Below are 17181 nucleotides of genomic sequence, written 5' to 3'. Positions count from 1 at the left end.
GTACCTCATAGGGAGGGTCGGCGGTCTCGACCGGCGTGAACCTACCAATGCGCCCGCGCCTGCATCAACACACCGCCGACACAGGGAACCCCCTGGGTGGTGTCAACTCGACGTCAGCTCGAGCCCATTGGCCTTTACGACCTGTTGCCAGGGAGATTTCGAGGAGAACCGGGAAATGTATGGCCACTGGCCACCGCCCCCTGGCGCCACTTGGCACTGCTGGTGCCGGCCCTGCGCCGTGGGGCGCGCGCGGGACGCGGGACGCGGGGGCAGGGTGAGCGGCCGGGATGGGATGACATGGGCAAGGGGCGACGTGGCACGGGTCAGGGGCGAGGTGGCGCGGGCAGGCGGTGAGTGGCAGGGGCGCGTGGTCATGGCCGCTGTGCGCGTCGTACTCGTATTACTGCTGGTGCAGGCGGCTGCCCTGTACCGGGTCTATGAACCGGATCCTTCCGGCGGCACGACTCCTCGGGGCTGACGCCGGTGCAGGGCGGGGCAGCCACGCCTCACCCCTGTCCCAGCCCGCCCGACATCGGCTGCCTCAGCGCTGGGTCCGCCACGCTTCCCGGCCGGAGTCGTACACCGGCGCATCCCGCTCGGCACGTTCCCGGTCCAGCTCGGCCTGCTGCCGTACGTCCCACTCCGCGAACTGCGCCTTGGACTGCCGGCGTTCCGCGTACGTCTGGGCGTCGGCCGCCCGGCGCATCTCGTGGAGCCGTTGGAAGACCGCTTCGGTGTAACGCGGGTCCTGGAACGCGGCTTTGACGTCGACGTGCCCACTCAACACCTCACGCGCCATCTCGCGCAGGGCCGGGTCGAGCGATGTCGCGCCGGCGATGGTGCGCAGGGAGCGGCGCAGCCGCAGCGCCTGCTCGGGGTCCTGGGCGACCCCCATGAGTTCCTCGTCCTGGATCTCCCGGTCGGCGGTCACGGGTGCGGCACGTCCTTCCTGTTGCTTCGCATGCTGTCGGAGGCGGGGGTGGTGGGTCAGGGCGGTGGGACGAGGGCGATGTGATGAGGGCGTGTGATGAGGGTGGTGGGACGAGGGCGGTGAGGAGCAGCGGCGGCGTCACCCGAACTCGCTGCGAGCCCACTCCTGCGCGCCCCCCGTGCTGCCCGAGGAGCGGGAGCCCGCGGTGGAGGTGGCGGCTGCGGGCCTGTTGGATACCTGCCCGGTGCCCGAGGAGCCGGAGCCCGTCGGCGCGGGGGCGGTGTCGGCATCCGTGTCGGAACCCTGCGTGGTGTCGGCGCCGTGTCCGGACAGCGCGTCGACGCCCTGCTGTACGCGATCGCCGGCCGCCCCGGTGACACGCTCGGTCGCGGCGTCCACGGCGTTGTTCACATGCGTGGTGGGGTCGACGTAGTCGGCGAAGGTCGATCCCTCGCCCCCGGTGACCTCGTTCTTGAGGCCGTCCACATAGTCGCCGGCCGCCGTCTTGGCGACGTCCGCCGTCTCGCCGAGGTCGATGCCGGACCGCGCGTCGAAGTAGGTCTCGATGCTCTGCTGGCCGAGGTTCTGCGCCATTCCGATGGCGGCTTCCTTGGCCTTGTCCTTGGCGGCGTCGACGACCTTCTCCTGAACGAACTGCTTGCCCTGCTCCTTGAGTTGGTCCTTGGCGAACTGCTTGACCTTCTCTTTGGTGATCTTCTCGAGCTGCTCCCTGGCGATCTTCTTGAGGGCGTCCATGGTGGCGTGCTCCATGGCCTTGGTGATCGCCTCCATGACCTCCCTCTTGAGCCTGTCCAGCAGCTCCCGGACGATCAGCCGCGTGGCCTGTGTCGCCCCGAGCGCACCGATCTCGGACAGCCCGAAGGTGAAGGGAGCCGCCGCCTGCGCCGCGATGATCTCGATGGCCAGGGCGACAAGTTGGGCGATCACGGACAGCTTGGCCGTGAGCACCGCCACCGCGGCCGCGTCGAAGGCGAAGGCGATGACTTCGCACGCGGTCTTCGCATCCGGCAGGTAGCTGTCCTCACCGTTCGCGCCGGTGTAGGCGCCCCAGTCCTTGCTGAATCCGTCGACGGCCGTGCCGAAATTGTGGGCGACGACGGTGCGGGCGAGGCCCTCGCCCTCCCTCTGGACCGCTTCGAGTTGCTCGCCGAAGGCCCGCCAGGTCTCGGCGACCTGGTGCAGCGCTTCTTCGTCGGCCTCGGGCCAGGTGTAGCCGAGGAGGTCGAGCACCCAGACAAGCTCACCGGGCAGCGTGAGCGACATGCCATTTCCCCCGAATTTGATCAGAGTTGATTCAATTAGAGTTGACCGGTGAGACCGTTCATCAGGCCGCTGTTCGACGTTTCCGACTCGTCGTAGTTGCGCGCCATGCCCTGCAGGTTGTGCCCGATCTTCTGAAGCCGTTCGGCGAGACTGTCCATCGATGTGAAGATTCCGTCGCGAATCGGCGTGTAGACCTCACCGAAGATTTCTCCGAAGTCCGCGTCCGCCCAGGGCTCTCCGAGGCCTTCGAGGCTGCCTTGAAACCGCTTGGAAGCACTCGCGAAATCGACCCCGAGATCAATGAACTTCCCTCCCTGCCGCCGGAGTACATCCGTGTCCACGTCGAAGGTTTCGAACCCCATGGCGCTCCCCCGAACTCCCGTTTGCCGTAGTTCATATTGGACGACAGACCGATACCTTAGACTCCTCGCGCACTGCCCTGCCAAACCCGCCAGTCAAGAGATCGTCAAGTCATTCAAGGGGACACCAAAAGTGGTCACAACACAGCCTCATTACGGCAGTACGGGGACCCTCTGGAAGGGAAGACTCCTCGGACTCGGGCTGCTTCTCGTGGCTGTGGTCGTCGCCGCGGTGACCATTCCGGAACTGCGCAGTGAACTCGCCGGGGAAGGCGCCGAAGGGACCCTCACGGTTTCTTCATGCGAGACACACACGAAGACCCACTACGGCAGGCACAGGCGTTCTACGGAACTCAAGTTCAGCTGCACGGGAAACTGGAGCGCAGAAGACGGTAAGACTTCTTACCAAGACGTGGCGGTGGAGACGTCATCACGTTTCGAGGCCGGGGCGAAAATTCCCGTGGTCGAGGTGGACGACACCTTCGAGCAACCGCAGGACCGGGATCCCGGAGACGACGCGGCGATCCTCGCGTTCTGCCTCTCCCTCCTGGCCTTCGGCGCCTACTGCCTCCTCACCGGCTTCGGCACCCGCAACGGCCCCGGCTTCACGGCCTCTTGGCAGCGCCTGCCGGCCCAGACGGTGACCGGCCCCGTCCTGGGCGGCCTCTTCACCGTGGGCGTCCTGGCAGCGCTCGTCTGTGCCCTCGTCCTGTGACCCCCGTATCGCCTCCCGCATCCCCTCCTGAGGAACCCTCAATGACACAAGTGCACGGGAACGCCGCGCCGAACGCCGCAGCACCGGAAGACCGCTCGAACCTCGGCCGCCTCATCGGCGCCGGCCTGATCCTCGTAGGCGTCGTCCTCCTGGCCCTCGGCGCCTACCTCGGCCCTTACACCTACGCCACCTCCACACCGGGCAAGTTGACCGTCGAGACCTGCACCGTCGACTACAAGTACCGCTCGAGCACGTCGAGCAGTTCCCGGAAGAAGACGAAGACCAGGTGGTGCTACGGCACCTTCACGTCCGACGACGGCACCGTGAAGGACCTCAACGCCGAGCTCAAGAGCGACGCCCTGCACCAGCGCGGGTACGTCATCGAGGCCCTCAAGACCGGGGACACGTCCTACAAGCTGGACCAAGGCTGGGTCTACGCCATCGCGGTGGGCTGCGCGTGGTTCTTCGGCGCTCTGATCTCCCTCGCCACCGGCTTCTTCGCCACCGTCACCGGCTTCCCGTTCGGGCGGACGCCGAGTCAGGGGCTGTTCCGCACATGCCTGGTAGTGGCCGGGGTGGGCGTGGTCGGGCTCGTCGTCAGCTCGCTGGTGGCGTTCTTCGCGTGACGAAAGCCCCGGCGCTTCCCCTGGAATGGGGGGTGCCGGGGCTTGGCGAGTGCCGACAGGCTTGTCGGCTCCTACCCGACCCTTCAGTTGGCGGCCGGGTTACGCGCGCCGGGAAGACGGGCAACGCCGCGCAGCGCATGCTCGAGGAAGACAGCACCGGGATCCTCGACATCTGGGCCAGCACACGGGGCGAGGACCTCGACTCCGAGAAGGTGAACGCCCTGCGACAGGAGGCCGCAAACGACGCCAACACCAGCCCGGTGGAGACAGAGAAAGCCCTGCGGTGCACCAGATACGCCACGGAGTGCAGGTAAGGGACGGGGCCCCAACCTCATGGCCCAATGCGTCGCCCTCACGCTCCGCCCGGCCCATCGGAGCGATACGACAGGGCAGTTAGTGCCCAAAGGACCAGTGGCCTTCGCTGATCGATCAGGGCTCACAGATCACCGAGTGTCCCGAGCACAGCCAGTCGCCGTCCGGCTGGTCGTCGAGATCGCCGATGGATTGGACGAGCCCCCCTGCCGCATATAGCGCAAATGCAATGCAGGACAACATGAAAAGCCAAATCAGGACACGTTTGCCGGACGGGCGCCGCAACCATGGGAGACGGCTGGGCGTGTACTCCACCCTCTGTCCGTTCGACGTACCTTCCACTGGCGCTCGCCCCGTGTGACGGCCGACGTACCGGGGACTCAAGCCGACGTTCCGATCGTGTTCGAGCTGCCCACGACTTCGAAGTCACGGGCCAGGCCGATGGAATTGAGGTGGGCAAGGTCGGCTTGTTCAGGTTCCATCTTGAAGGGACCGCCGAACTTCTCCTGCGCGCTCCCGTGTTCGCTGGGGACCCCCCAGTCGTACCGCTTCTTCACTTCCACTCGGTACGTGTTCTCGTCACCGTGCTTCTCTCCCACGAGGCGGTACTGGAAATGGTTCGGGACGTAGTACCAGTCTATGCTCGTGTCACCGTCGGCAGTGTTTGGCGCAGTCGTCCCCCACTCGGTGGTGAACGGGCGGTGGGGACGAGTCCGCACGTCCTTTTCCAGGGTCTTGTCCACGTGGCTGTCCTCTTTGCTACTTCGCCATCTGGTTGATCAGGTCGCGTGACCGGTCAGGTTTGAGCGACGTGCTCGGTGAACTCATCCGGCATGTCCCGGGAGGGCCAACCGCCAAGAACTGGGCCAGCTCTGGGAAGCGCACCTGCGCGTGCGAGTCCTCTCCGCGCGACCACCACTCAGGGGATCACGGGCCCCGACTTACTGCCCACGACGGCGATCAACCTGGTGCGAGCACACCAACCCACACGCCGGGCCAGGGCATTGTGCGCCTTGACAGCCCCAGCCCTCATGGGTGCTACAAGACACACCGGCGGCGACATAAGCGTTTTCGGTACTGCGGACCCGCTCGCCGGTGTCGCCGGACTGGCGCCCATGCCGAAGGACTCGGAGCGGATCAGCGGCAACTTGCGCCGGCCTCGACGATACTGCCGTCGCCTGTTGGGCGTCTTCTACATGTCCGCCCAGGTCGCCGCCCGATCCTGTCCCGTCTCCAAGGCGTTTTACGAGCGCAAGAGGACCTAGAAGAAAACCCATAAGCAGGCCGTCATCGCCCTCGCACCCCGCCGCCTGAACGTCCTGCGGGCACTCCTACGCGCCGGTCACCCCTTCGATAGCAGTCCGCTACCCGCGCTGCCTGCCTCGGCTGAGCTGGCTACGGCTAGTCACAGTCAGGCATTGACAAGAACGGTGGGAATCAGCCGTCGATGATGAAAGACCAGAATACCCCGACTTCGGAGTCGGAGACCACGATCAGGCCGCAGTCCAGCATGTAGTCGGTGAATGACTCACAAATCGCTTCTCTGAGGAACATGTCCGCGCGAGGATTCCCCTTCGCCGCCATTGCATTTGTGTAATAGCTTGCGGTCGTCCCAAAACGTCCAAGGATCACTCCAGCCTGCGCCAGGAGTTCTCCCTTCTTGGCCTCGAAGTGGGGAATACCTGCTGCTTGAAAACAATCGCCTTGCAGCGTCACCAGCAACTGAGCAGCGGACTCGCGGGAGACCTCGAAAACCGAGTTGAAGTCGTCCAATGAGGGAGGCAGGAAGGGCACAGTCGGACCGCAGGTGGTCCATACATCCCCCTCGGGCGCCCCGTTGATCGAAGTCCAGCCGCGAGCGTCAACGGCCTTGAGATGCATTACGTTCGCAGCATCGCGTCGCCAGTCCGCATGATCCCGCCCCCCAGTCATGGCGAAGGCCATGCCGCCAAACAACGCCAGTACGGCATCGTGCCACCGATCCCCGTCTACCTCAGTCATGTCACCTCGACTCTCTCGCCGTTTCTCCTAGGCGGGGGCTGGTGGTCAGCATCCAGGTGAGGACAACGTACGGCGGGTGCCCTCCAGGGCGCCCCTCAGGACCCTTGGACGTTGTTGGCATCGCGAGAGGCGCTGGCACCGCGTTCTCAAGTACGCCCCACCGATCCCGGCCTGGGCCGCTACACCGCCCCTGACCCGTTGGGGCTTGCTCCGGCCGTCAGGCACTACGCGTACGTCCCGAACCCCTTCATCCCTGCCCACCCGTAGAGACTCGCGGGGTGCGAAGCCGACCCCACATGGGACGGGAGGGCACCCAAGGCCAAGACTCGTAAACCGCCACCACTACCACGCCTGTGCGGTGCATCAAGAGCCATTAACGTCGAGGATGCCGAGCACAGGCCTCCCTCATCCGCTCTGCGCGACGCCGGGTAGCGCAGCGTCAAATGAGGAGTAACCAAGGTTCCGTGTTTTTCACAGGCTCTTCGAGAGGGGGGCTACCCCTACTATCCCTGGTGCGGGGGCTGTTGGGCGTAGGGTTGGGGTACTGCGGGGACTGTCCTGGAGGCGTGGGGTAGCCCTGGTTGGGAGCGGTGTTGGGATACGGCTGGTAGCCAGTCAGGGGCTGGGGCGGGTAGCCCGCTCCGGCAGAAGGAGTCCCGCCGCCGGAGCCGGGGCCGCCGTTACCACCGTTGCGGCGACTGCGAATTACCACGAAGGCAATCGCACCGATGACAACACCGGCTGCGATGCCCCCGGCAGGGACGAGGAAGTCGCTGGAGGAGAACCTCCCGTTAGCCTGGGTCGAAGAGCCCGTTCCCTTAGATGACTGGCTAGGAGTCGAACTGGACGACGACATTTGCCCGAGAGGGTTCGTCTTGGGGCCGGCCGGGATGTCCATCGTGAGAGCCTTGTTAGGGCGGAGGATTCCGTAGCCGTATTCGCGATCAGGGGCCTTCAATCCCTTTTGATGAAGGAATGAAGCTGACTTGATGAGGCGGTTGATTACCTGGCCTGCGGTGAGGTCAGGATACTTGGCCCGGACAAAGGCTGCCGCGGCGGAAACATAAGCCGTGGCGTCCGAAGTTCCACTGTCCAAGCTATATCCATCGGATCGATTCTTGTTCGCAGAGACGATCTCAACGCCTGGAGCAACGAGGGTCAGTCCCTCTCCAGTATTGGGTTTGTCCCAGAGCCTCCGTCGTTATCCGCGGCCGCAACAAATACGACGTCGTGTGCTTGGGCATACGCGATTGCCTCGCGGCCACTAGGGAGAGTCCTACTGCCTCCTCCTGCGCTGAGAGAAAGATTGATGACCTTCGCGCCGTTGTCCACGGCATATCGCACAGCCGCAGCCCAAGTGTCGTCCTCGAAATCATCATCTTTGTCCTGAAGAACGCGCAGCGGAAGAATCCTTGCTTTTGGCGCGAGCCCCACCATGCCCGCGCCGTGGCCATGGCCAGCAATCAAGCTCGCCATGCCGGTGCCATGTCCGGCCACATCCTCCTAAGCATTTCCTCCTCCGGTGAAGTCTTTCCCCTGGCGGACTTGACCAGTCAGATCAGGGTGACTGCCGTCGACACCTGAGTCGACGACGGCAACGGTGACTCCCTCACCCTGAGTCAACGCCCAAGTCGCATCCATCTTGTAGGCATCCAGGACCCACTGCTGGTCCCGAAGATAATCGGCCGAGGCAGTCGGTGCTGAAGTGAGCAGCAAGGCTCCTGTCAACGCCACAACGCCCATCGTGGACCAGACTCGTCTGGCGCCAACGTTCCTTGCTCCTCACTCAACCACGGCTGGTTCCGCCAGCCTTCATGCGGGCGAGCCGCACGGAGATCCCGTGCAGCTCGCTCAGGTGTGCCTATTCGATGTTGCGCGGCACGTTGCGGTCACGGTCTTCCTGCGAGATCCAGGTCGCTTCGTTCTCGACCAGGTAGTCCGGACGGTCACTCTGGCTGTTCTCCTCTGAGCGTCGACCGTCGCGACTCGTCATGCCGCCTGCCGTGGCGCCGCGCTGAGTTCCGTTTCGGCTACCGGGCAAGCCCGCCCCGCCGCCGTCCCCTTGCCCGTGTCACCCTTGGCCGCGCCGACCACACCGCCACGAGGCTTCGCGAAGGCTCCACGACCGCTTGCGCCGTTCGGCTCGGCCTCCAGCACTGTGGCCTGCTGGAGAACTCCACAGCCCACCTACCGCCATCAGCTTCTGAAGGATCCTGGCGGCGATGCCATGGCCGTCACACCGGCACCGCCCTTACGGCGGCCGAGCAGCGCCAAGAGCAGCCCGCCGATCAACATCAGCAGGCCCACGCCGGCAGCACCCAGACCGGTCAGCCACACCTCCTGTTCCATGGGAGGGTGGGTGGTCTTAGACGTGCCCACTGGGGAAGCAAAGTGCTCCTTGCCCTCGTACTTCACCGGCACCGTCTTGTCGTTGGGCGGCGAGGCCGCAGCCTTGACAGCCGCGGCGGCGTTGATCTGCCCGTACCCGAGGAGGGCGTTCCACCCGCCCTGCGGGTGGCGGGCGGTGCTGGTGAGGATCGCGCGCGTCTGGGCCGGGGTGAGCTTGGGGTTATGAGAGAGCATCAGCGCGACGACGCCTGACGCGAGCGCGGCTGCTGGGGAGGTACCGTCGACCGCTGCGAAGCCGCCCGTGTTCTTCGCACTGGTGATGTCCACGCCTGGGGCGGCCACTTCGTTGTACGTGTGCACGGTCGAGAACTCGGCGCGCCCGCCACTCTGATTCGTGGCGGCCACGGCTATGGCGCCGGCGTAACCAGGCGGGAAAGCGATCTCATTGAGTTTGTCTCCACTGTTGCCAGCCGACGCGAGCACCGGCAGACCATGGCTCAGGGCATAGCCGATGGCTGCAACTTCGTCCTCATTCGCGGAGTTGGCGACCTCACCGGTTCCGAGAGACATCGAGATCACATCGGCGCCGTGGTCCACCGCGTAGTAGATACCCTCCGCGATCGGACTCGTGCCACGCCGCAGTTCGACGCTTCCGTCGTCGGACTCCTCCTCGTCAGAGATGACCCTCACCGAAAGGATCTTGGCCTTGGGTGCGACCTTGAGTATGTCCGACGCCATGGCGGTGCCGTGCACTCCCCACTCGGGGCTCTGCGAGTCAAGTCCGTCCTCGAAATAGTCAGGGCCGGTTGTCACTCGCCCCTTCACCGCAGGATGGTCCGGGACCACTCCACTGTCCAGAACGGCCACCGTGACGCCTTCGCCCTGGCTGAGCTCTTGCGCTGATGAAAGGCCAATGGCATTGCCCTCCCACCCCACGGGCGTCGAAGTGGCGGCGTGCGCGGGGCTCATCGGCAGTACACAGATGAGACCGGTCAGCGCAGCACCGACGACGGCCGTCCGCGTACGTCGGTTGATCACCACTTCGACCCCCCGAGCTGGAGGTCATCCATGTGCACTCCGAACATCCTCACCAGAATTTCCGCCTCGGCGAACCAGGACTCCCGGTCGGCCATGATTTCAAGGTCGTCCTCCGCCCAATCGTCCGGCAGATTGCCCGCAAGCCGCCCGTCGACCGCACCCGTGGTGGCAGCGATGGCATAGGGCATGTGTTCACCGCTGGTTGAATCCAGCGCCGACCCGTTCCGGTCGATCCTCTTCCACTTGGCGGCCAGAGTGCCCGGCACCGCCAACGGGGCCACCGCCCCCTCGTTCTTCATGCCCTCGTAGGCCTGAACGAGTTCCTCCTTCTTCGATCCGTCTCCTGGCAGGACAATTAGGGCGACCGTTGCCACCATGTCCCCGGTGGGATCGACATAGGTGGCGCGCAGCACGGCCTTGCACCCGACCTGCTTCGCTTTCGCCAGTGTCTTCCCCGTCAGTCCCTTGTCGCAGGAGGTCTCAGGGGAGATACCGAGCCGACGCCAGTACGCGTGCTTGGGATTGGTGAGATCACCGAGTCGACCGTCACGACCGCCTATGGTGTCCGGAAAAATGCTATCCGCGGGTTCGTCGGACCAGATCACCTCTCCGTACTCGGGATTGGCGATCGTCTGCTGGCTATTGCTGTAAGCGTGCGCAGCGAGCGCCCCGCCTCCCACAAGTGCGAGGACGCCGAAGAGGCCAATGATCGAACCGATCACGATACGGGCAGTGCGCCGACCCCCGCCAGGAGCGCCGGGAGGAGCTGCAGGAGCCATCGGCTGCATCCCCGGAGGCATGGGCGGCACTTGAGCCAGCCCCTGCCACTGCTGTTGCTGCCAGCCCGCTTGCTGGGGCGGCTGCCCATACGGGTTAGTGCTGCCCGGGCCTCCAGGCGGCGTCGGATAGGACATGGGTTTCCTCACACGTCTGCTGGTGAGGGGCATGATGCACGGCTCGATCAGGTGCTACAGAGGTCCGCACCTTCGGGTGCCCTGCAACCCGGTTACGCCTCTGAGCTCAACTTCAGGAGCAACTCCCGCCCCCTCAAGCGCATCTTCCCCGTTCAGTCACACGACAGCTTATGGGGTTCGCTGAGGCAGCAACCCACGCCCTCGTGGGGCTTCTATGCACGACCTGTGCTCAATGCGTGAACCCCTCGCCGCTTCACGGGGCGCAACGTACAGACAGGACACTGAGGGCAGCACCCCGGCGTCCCAGGAGGACTACGGCGGGCGACGAGCGGTCACGGATGAGAAGCGTGAAGGTTCCGCGAACGGGAAGACCCAAGTTCAGACCCCTGGTGCCGACTGGATATCTTGTTGCAGCAGGAAATGATCACGCCATGAGGAGTCAGGGGGATGCAGGCGCCATGGGAGCGGGCTTCAAGGTAGACATATCCGAGCTGGACACCTTGGTCAGGGAACTCCACAGGAGTCAGGACGAAATGCGTGCGGCGCTGAACGCACTGCGGGACACCGGCCCGAAGACCACGGGGAGCAAGGAACTCGACAACGCCTGCGACGAGTTCCACGACAGCTGGGACGACGCGATCACGAAGATCGCCGAAGGCACGCAGGCCATCGAGGACGGGCTGAAGAAGACTCGCGACACCTATCGGGATGTCGAGACGGCCCTGCGTGACGGCTTCGCCGGGAAGGGCGGCGCCCAGTGAGCGGCGACTCGTACCCCTCGCTCGGCTTCGACCCGGCACCGGGCAACCCCAGTAACGTGGACTCGCTGGCCGCCCGTACTCAGAAGGCGGCAGCCGCGCTCGACAACGCGCAGAACAGCATCAAGCGCCTGACGGGGAACGTCACTTGGGCAGGAGACGCTGCCTCGGCGTTCTCGAAGAAGGTCGGGGAGCTGCCCCGCTATCTGAAGGACAGCCAGGAGGCGATGCGCACCGCGTCATCGGAGCTGTCGAAGTGGCGCGATGCACTGACCCACTATCAGAGCACGGCCCGTACGTACGAGGCCCAGGCCAAGGCGGCCAAGGGCCAGGTCAGCTCCGCCGAAAAGGCCAAGGACTCCGCGACAAGCCGCTACAACCAGGCTGCGTCTGATCCGGCGTTCCGGCTCAGCGGCCAGTACTTCACCGGACCGGCTCTGCAGGACGCTCAAGCGAAGATCGACGCAGCAAGCGCCCGGCTGCAACGGGCCGACGGCGAGCTGTCAGAGGCCTCAGCGCGGCTGGACCAGGCTGAGCATGAACTCGAGGAGATCATCAAGCGCGCAGAGCGGCTGTTCGAGGAGCACCAGGCCGACGCCCGTGGGATCGCGAGCCACCTCCGTAAAGCGACCGACGGCGCACCTGACCCCGGCTTCTGGGAGAAGTTGGGCGATCAGTTCCAGAAGCTCGGGCACGCGATCCAGGAGTGGTGCGCCCGGCACAAGGACCTGCTGAAGTCGATCGGCGACTGGCTGAGCAACATCTCTGCCGTCCTCGGCGTCCTGGCGTTGCTGACCCTGTGGTGCCCGCCGCTGTCCGGCGCCCTAGCCCTGGCCAGCGCCGGTTTCTCCGCGGGCGCGCTGCTTGCACACGGAGCTGCCAAGATCGGTGGGGCCGACGTGGGGATGATGGACCTTGTAGGTGACGCGATCGGGGTTATTCCTGGGGCCGGGTTCGCGAAGACAGCAGTCACCGGTTCTGTCAAGGTCGCGGTACGTACCACGAAGATCGTGGAGGAGGGCGTGGAAAGAGTCGTCGCGAATGTCGACGACGTGCAACGGGTCCTCCGACTGAACCGCCTCGCCGACGAAGGGATCGCGCAGGCGAGCGACTTCGCGAGAGAGGCCGGCCGCATCCTCCCTGCAGCTGAGGGCCGCGTCTTCAAGGCCGCGGACGGCATTGGGAATCGATTTCAACTGGCGTGGGAGAATTCCGTAGCCAAGAATCTCGGATCCAGTTTCGGCGAGGCCAAACTCAGCCAGATCGTCACCAACACCCCCGTCCTCAGGGACCTCGACTCCCTGAAGGCAGCCATACGAGCAGACGGAAGTCTCGACCCGACCTCCTGGTGGTCCAAGGGTCCTCTGCTCGCTTCTTCTGTTCCGGGCGCCGTCAGCGGCATCTGGGACAGTGTCACGGGGGAATAGGTATGGCATCCGCATCCCGCTCGCAGTCGTCCGTCGACCCCGTTCTTCCCCATCCTTCAAGGCCTGGGCTCCTCTTGTGGTTCATGGTGCAGTGGATCGTCATCCCAGTGGACATTCCCATCCGGACCCTCTGTCGGATCCTGCTCGTAATCGGAGACGGCGACGTCGGTTCGTTGATGCCTGAGCGCTTCGCGTTTCACTCGTTCCTGTCACCACGCAGGCTTCTGCTCCGGCTGTCTCATGATTCGTCCAAGCACGAGGCCTATCTGGACCAGGAGTTCGCCCGCTTGTCACAGGAGATCGGGCGGCAAGAGTTCAGCCGACGTACCAACTTCCACCACCTCGGACTGCCTGCGCTCATGCCCGATGGCGGGTTCCTCAAAGGCGTCTGGCTGTCCCCGCGAGAGTTCCGAGGGACCCCGCTGAGCACACTCACACGCCTCGCGCACAATCACGGCCTCGACCTCGATGCGTCAAAGGCTCCCTGGCGCGTGGCTCTACTCCCCAAGCACGGGAAGGTCCAGTAATGCAGTCCGCTGAACCTGAGCTTCACCTGGACATTCCCGGAGGGTTCTATTCCCTGGGTCTCGACCTGGACGGCGAGGAACGCCTGGAGCAGCTCTGGGCCATCGCGGAGGAGATATGGCCGACCGGAACCGACTTCCAGCGCGAGGTCGCCTTCCACTCCTACCGAGAGATGGCCGACCACGCCCTCGCCGAGAACTCCTTCTACGCCGGCTTCTGCCTTGACGAGGCCCCCGACGGCCGCCTCACCACGGCCTCGCTGCTGGCCCGCCTCGACCCGCTGGACGAGCCGGACGCGGAGCTCTCGGCACGCGGTCTCTTCGAGGCGCTCTCCACGAACGACAACAACACGGTCGAGGAGATTCGTGTCCCAGCAGGACCCGGTGTCCTTGTACTGTGCGGCGTCGAGTGGCATTCGGATCCGGCAGATGACACGGCCCCCTCTCTACCCCTCGCCCGAGCCGACGTGTACCTCCCGCTGCCACGTATGCAACGACTCCTCGTTCTGAGCCTCACCACTCCCTCCCTGCCCGACCTCCCCTTCTACGTCTCACTGTTGTCCAAGACCGCACACGACTTGATGATCTCCAGCGGCTCAGCGGCTGACTCCAGCCCGGACAGCCAGGGCGGGAAGAGAAGCGCCATCGCCGAGCAGATCACGGCCGACTTCGGGTAATGGTCCGGAACGGGTTCCCAGGGTTCGAGGGACCATCGAACCCAATGCTGCCGCCTTGATGCGGCGAACAGGACTCACGGAGGTCGGCCATGCAATGGCAAACAATCATGGTGTCCGCAATGGTGCTCATCGTGGGTGCCATCGGTGTTGCCGAACTGAAGCGCCGGATGAAGCCGGAAGAACAGCGCGTTGCGGAAGCCGAGCAACGTTTCTTCGCTGGCGCGGAACCACGAGTGGAAGTCGGCGCATACGAGGCAAACCTGAAGGGCGAGCCGCTGGCGCGCCTTGCATTGCGCCACGGCTACGAGCTGGAGCGAACCGAGCGGCGTGGGACGGGGCACAACAGAGAGTTCAAGTATCACTTCGTGCTGCGTGGCCCCGAAGCGAAGCCTGCTCCATTCTTGTCCGAATCACCCGAGTACGAGGCGTATAAGCGCTGGGAGGCGGCTCGCAACCGGAGGATTCGGCGATTCGACGCCATGGTTTGGGCCGTGCTGATCACCGTTGTCGGGCTGCTCGTGGTACTCGCGCTCCGCTAACTACCACTGCCACTGCCGCGGATCGCCGGCAAACGCGGACGCCGGCGGACTGTCGTCGACGCCACTGCCGTTGCCGAACTGCCGAGCCTTGGTCCTGTCGCATCTGGTCGGTCACCGCAGAGGCCAAAGAAAGGCGCTCCATGCGTGGTGGCTGAAGGCGAGCACGGGGCCGACCGGACGCTTGCTGTCACGTTTGGGGACTATGCAGGGGAGATCATCTGCGACCTCGAGGCACTCGTTGTTGCCGCCGCTATGGACTGCTACGCCATTTCGCCCCAGACAGTTCGTAATTGCTGAGGCGCGCGTTGTTCATGATCCGTGCTCCTTGGCTCTGCGAGGGATGAGAGTACGGGACTCCACCGGAGAGAGCAGCTGTGCGTGCGGCGTCGAACAGGTCCCGGTAGCACGCGACTTCTGCCTCTCGCTCAAGCCACGTGGATCCGGTCGGGTTGTCCGCCAACACCACGGCCAGCGCTCCTTCTTCGGGAAAGCCCAGCACTACGTACGGGCCGAACGTACTCGCACGGGCGCAGCGGGCGAACGGCAGTACCTGGACCGTCACGTTGGGACGCTCAGAAGCGCCCAGAAGATGCTGCAGCTGATCCTTCATCACCTCTGGCCCGCCCACTTGCTGCAGAAGAACGGCTTCCAACAGAACCGCCCAAAGACATCGGGCAGCTCCAAGAGCCTCTTGCGGTTGATCCGGACTCCTGGGCAGCCCGGCCGACCTCGTCCAGCCGTGCGGTCAGCTGCGCGATCTGCTCCCTCGTCTGGGCCTGCGCTGTCAGCACGGCCCAGCGATTTCAAACGCTGCTGCCCTGTGCCGCAAGACCCGAAGGCTCATGCGGAGCGCGAGCGGGACCGGGTGGCGCCCGCCGGACCAGTGCGCAATCGAATGTACGAGAAGGGGTGCCCACTGACCGGCTGCTTACTACTAGTTACTGTCCTTGGTACGGGGGTTGCTGGGGGTAGGGATTGGGGTGCTGGGGCGGCTGTCCAGGGGGATTGGGGTAGCCCTGTTGGGGAGTTGGCGGGTACGGCTGCTGGGCGGGTGGGTGGATCGGCTGCTGGGGCGGATAACCCATGTTCTGGGAGTAAGTTCCGGGGCCGGGATTGACTGGGCCGTGACCGGGGTTGCGGCGGCTACGCAGTACGGCGAAGACGACGCCGGCGGCAATCACGGCTCCAATGCCGATCACGCCGACGATAAGGACGATGGCGCCCATTGAGGAGGGTCCCTTCTCGTTCTCGGACTGGATTCGCTGCGCTGACCTGGTCGTCGGATGCCCTCGGGTGGTCAGCCATGACCACTTAGGCAAGTCTCCACGTAGGAAGAGGGCGCAACGATGCGCCCTCAGCCTTGGATGGAGAATTGGTCTCCGCCTACTGCCCCTGATGCGGAGGCTGCTGGCTGTAAGAGTTGGGGTGCTGCGGGAACTGTCCCGGAGGAGCGGGGTGCCCCTGGTTCGGGGCAGAATTGGGGTACGGCGAGTGCGAGGGGTGCTGGGCGCCGCCGGAGCCGGGGCCGCCGTTACCGCCGTTGCGGCGGGAGCGGAGTACTACGAAGGCGATCGCGCCGATGACCACGACAGCCGCGATGCCGCCGGCGAGGAAGAGGGTGTTACTGGAGGAAGATTTTTTCTTCTTGGACTGGGTCGAGGTGTCCGTCTGTTCAGATGCCTTGCCGGATGTCGAGTCAGACAACTTGAGTTGGCCGAGAGGATTCCCCTTGGGCCCGGCAGGGATGTCCATTGTGACCGCCTGGCGGGGGCGGATAATCCCGTAGCCGTACTCATCGTCAGGTGCCTTCAGTCCCTTGTGGCCAAGGAACGAGGCCGACTTAATGAGGCGGTTGATAACCTGACCAGCGGTGAGGTCAGGGTACTTCGAGCGGACCAATGCGGCAGTGGCAGATACGTAAGCTGTAGCATCCGAAGTTCCGCTGCCCACACCATACCCACTGGAAATCGTTGGATTTGCTCCAACGATTTCGACACCGGGAGCCGTAAGCGTTAGCCCTTTGCCCGTGTTCGAGTCTTCCCAGACATTAGCTTGTTTATCTACAGCGCCGACAGAGACAACACCGGGTAGCGCTGCAGGCTCGCTCACAGCAGACACCCCGTCATTGCCCGAGCCAGCCACGACTACAACATCGTGAGCCTGCGCATACGCGATCGCCTCTCGCCCAGCGCTCAGCGTTTTTCCGCCATCGTTTGCGATGGAGAGATTGATTACCTTCGCGCCATGGTCTACTGCATACCGAACTGCAGCACCCCATGTCTCATCATGGTTGCTGTCATTTTCCGTCCGAAGGGTACGCAAAGGCAAGATTTTAGCCTTCGGTGCGAGTCCTATCACGCCAGCAGAATTCCCTGGACCATGACCATGGCCTGCGATAAGGCTTGCCATCTTTGTTCCGTGCCCGAGAGTATCCTCTTGGGCACTTCCCGCGCCGGTAAAGTCTTTACCTTTAAGGACCTGACCAGTTAGATCAGGGAGGCTGCCATCCACGCCGGAATCGACGACGGCTACCGTCACGCCTTCGCCCTGCGACTCGGCCCAAGTGTCTTTCATGGCAAATACATCCAAGACCCACTGCTGGTCCCTAACGTAGTCTGCCGAGGCAGTAGGTGCTGAGGTGAGGAGCAAGGCTCCCGTCAATGCCACGGTTCCTGCCGTGGACGCGACTCGCTTGAAACTCAATTCCCTGCTCCTCACTCAGCTGTG

General features: G+C 64.4%; 20 protein-coding genes and 1 pseudogene. 9 read left to right on the top strand and 12 right to left on the bottom strand.

Going from position 1 to position 17181, the window contains the following annotated elements; all coding sequences use genetic code 11:
* The first annotated feature begins 313 nt into the window (after positions 1-313).
* Positions 314-478 carry a hypothetical protein gene (locus ACZ7L6_RS39895; RefSeq protein WP_471932810.1) on the top strand — a complete coding sequence of 55 codons (165 nt, stop codon included), beginning with the start codon at positions 314-316 and terminating at the stop codon, positions 476-478.
* A 63-nt stretch (positions 479-541) separates the two neighbouring features.
* On the opposite strand, the gene ACZ7L6_RS39890 is transcribed toward ACZ7L6_RS39895, so the two are convergent.
* From ACZ7L6_RS39890 to ACZ7L6_RS39880, 3 genes are all read right to left on the bottom strand, one after another.
* Positions 542-931 (bottom strand): hypothetical protein, encoded by a 390-nt coding sequence (locus ACZ7L6_RS39890; protein WP_471932808.1) that lies wholly within the window; start codon positions 929-931, stop codon positions 542-544.
* 138 nt (positions 932-1069) lie between these two features.
* Positions 1070-2215 carry a WXG100-like domain-containing protein gene (locus ACZ7L6_RS39885; protein ID WP_471932806.1) on the bottom strand — a complete coding sequence of 382 codons (1146 nt, stop codon included), beginning with the start codon at positions 2213-2215 and terminating at the stop codon, positions 1070-1072.
* A gap of 35 nt (positions 2216-2250) precedes the next feature.
* Positions 2251-2577, bottom strand: a complete 327-nt coding sequence (locus ACZ7L6_RS39880) for a hypothetical protein (RefSeq protein ID WP_471932804.1) — start codon at positions 2575-2577, stop codon at positions 2251-2253.
* Positions 2578-2992: 415 nt separating this feature from the next.
* On the opposite strand from ACZ7L6_RS39880, the gene ACZ7L6_RS39875 reads away from it, so the two are divergent.
* The 3 genes from ACZ7L6_RS39875 to ACZ7L6_RS39865 all read left to right on the top strand — a co-directional run bounded on the left by ACZ7L6_RS39875 (position 2993) and on the right by ACZ7L6_RS39865 (position 4229).
* Entirely contained in the window at positions 2993-3289 is a 297-nt protein-coding gene (locus ACZ7L6_RS39875; protein ID WP_471932802.1) for a hypothetical protein, read from the top strand.
* A 41-nt stretch (positions 3290-3330) separates the two neighbouring features.
* Positions 3331-3915: a hypothetical protein gene (locus tag ACZ7L6_RS39870; protein WP_471932800.1), complete on the top strand. Its 585-nt coding sequence runs from the start codon at positions 3331-3333 to the stop codon at positions 3913-3915.
* Between the two features lie 137 nt (positions 3916-4052).
* Complete coding sequence (locus ACZ7L6_RS39865) at positions 4053-4229, top strand: hypothetical protein (RefSeq protein ID WP_471932798.1); 177 nt, start codon at positions 4053-4055, stop codon at positions 4227-4229.
* Positions 4230-4607: 378 nt separating this feature from the next.
* Here the strand turns inward: ACZ7L6_RS39865 and ACZ7L6_RS39860 are convergent, their stop codons facing one another.
* Positions 4608-4970: a hypothetical protein gene (locus tag ACZ7L6_RS39860; protein ID WP_471932796.1), complete on the bottom strand. Its 363-nt coding sequence runs from the start codon at positions 4968-4970 to the stop codon at positions 4608-4610.
* Between the two features lie 306 nt (positions 4971-5276).
* Here ACZ7L6_RS39860 and ACZ7L6_RS39855 point away from each other — a divergent pair.
* Positions 5277-5564 (top strand): annotated as a pseudogene (locus ACZ7L6_RS39855) (transposase); the annotation flags it as partial.
* A 100-nt stretch (positions 5565-5664) separates the two neighbouring features.
* Here the strand turns inward: ACZ7L6_RS39855 and ACZ7L6_RS39850 are convergent.
* From ACZ7L6_RS39850 to ACZ7L6_RS39830, 5 genes are all read right to left on the bottom strand, one after another.
* Positions 5665-6228 (bottom strand): hypothetical protein, encoded by a 564-nt coding sequence (locus tag ACZ7L6_RS39850; RefSeq protein WP_471932794.1) that lies wholly within the window; start codon positions 6226-6228, stop codon positions 5665-5667.
* Between the two features lie 439 nt (positions 6229-6667).
* On the bottom strand, positions 6668-7363 hold the full coding sequence (locus ACZ7L6_RS39845; RefSeq protein WP_471932892.1) for a S8 family serine peptidase: 696 nt from the start codon (positions 7361-7363) through the stop codon (positions 6668-6670).
* Positions 7364-7386: 23 nt separating this feature from the next.
* On the bottom strand, positions 7387-7704 hold the full coding sequence (locus tag ACZ7L6_RS39840; protein ID WP_471932890.1) for a S8 family serine peptidase: 318 nt from the start codon (positions 7702-7704) through the stop codon (positions 7387-7389).
* Between the two features lie 720 nt (positions 7705-8424).
* Entirely contained in the window at positions 8425-9618 is a 1194-nt protein-coding gene (locus ACZ7L6_RS39835; RefSeq protein WP_471932792.1) for a S8 family peptidase, read from the bottom strand.
* Entirely contained in the window at positions 9612-10337 is a 726-nt protein-coding gene (locus tag ACZ7L6_RS39830; RefSeq protein WP_471932790.1) for a hypothetical protein, read from the bottom strand. Before ACZ7L6_RS39830 ends, ACZ7L6_RS39835 begins: the two co-directional genes overlap by 7 nt.
* 725 nt (positions 10338-11062) lie before the next feature.
* Here ACZ7L6_RS39830 and ACZ7L6_RS39825 point away from each other — a divergent pair.
* The 4 genes from ACZ7L6_RS39825 (at position 11063) to ACZ7L6_RS39810 (ending at position 14454) form a co-directional block, all read left to right on the top strand.
* Entirely contained in the window at positions 11063-11290 is a 228-nt protein-coding gene (locus tag ACZ7L6_RS39825) for a hypothetical protein (RefSeq protein WP_471932788.1), read from the top strand.
* Positions 11287-12714 (top strand): putative T7SS-secreted protein, encoded by a 1428-nt coding sequence (locus tag ACZ7L6_RS39820; protein WP_471932786.1) that lies wholly within the window; start codon positions 11287-11289, stop codon positions 12712-12714. Before ACZ7L6_RS39825 ends, ACZ7L6_RS39820 begins: the two co-directional genes overlap by 4 nt.
* A gap of 526 nt (positions 12715-13240) precedes the next feature.
* Entirely contained in the window at positions 13241-13915 is a 675-nt protein-coding gene (locus ACZ7L6_RS39815) for a hypothetical protein (protein WP_471932784.1), read from the top strand.
* A gap of 119 nt (positions 13916-14034) precedes the next feature.
* Complete coding sequence (locus tag ACZ7L6_RS39810; RefSeq protein ID WP_471932782.1) at positions 14035-14454, top strand: hypothetical protein; 420 nt, start codon at positions 14035-14037, stop codon at positions 14452-14454.
* A 111-nt stretch (positions 14455-14565) separates the two neighbouring features.
* Here ACZ7L6_RS39810 and ACZ7L6_RS39805 read toward each other — a convergent pair whose 3' ends face one another.
* The 3 genes from ACZ7L6_RS39805 to mycP form a co-directional block, all read right to left on the bottom strand.
* Positions 14566-14658: a DUF397 domain-containing protein gene (locus ACZ7L6_RS39805; protein ID WP_471932888.1), complete on the bottom strand. Its 93-nt coding sequence runs from the start codon at positions 14656-14658 to the stop codon at positions 14566-14568.
* A 46-nt stretch (positions 14659-14704) separates the two neighbouring features.
* Positions 14705-15082 carry a Scr1 family TA system antitoxin-like transcriptional regulator gene (locus tag ACZ7L6_RS39800; protein WP_471932886.1) on the bottom strand — a complete coding sequence of 126 codons (378 nt, stop codon included), beginning with the start codon at positions 15080-15082 and terminating at the stop codon, positions 14705-14707.
* 755 nt (positions 15083-15837) lie between these two features.
* Positions 15838-17157 (bottom strand): type VII secretion-associated serine protease mycosin, encoded by a 1320-nt coding sequence (gene mycP, locus ACZ7L6_RS39795; RefSeq protein WP_471932780.1) that lies wholly within the window; start codon positions 17155-17157, stop codon positions 15838-15840.
* Positions 17158-17181: the final 24 nt, after the last annotated feature.

The organism is Streptomyces sp. NPDC107522 (genome assembly GCF_055657525.1).
Note: the sequence above shows the minus strand (reverse complement) of the source record. Positions and strands in the feature narration are given on the sequence as shown.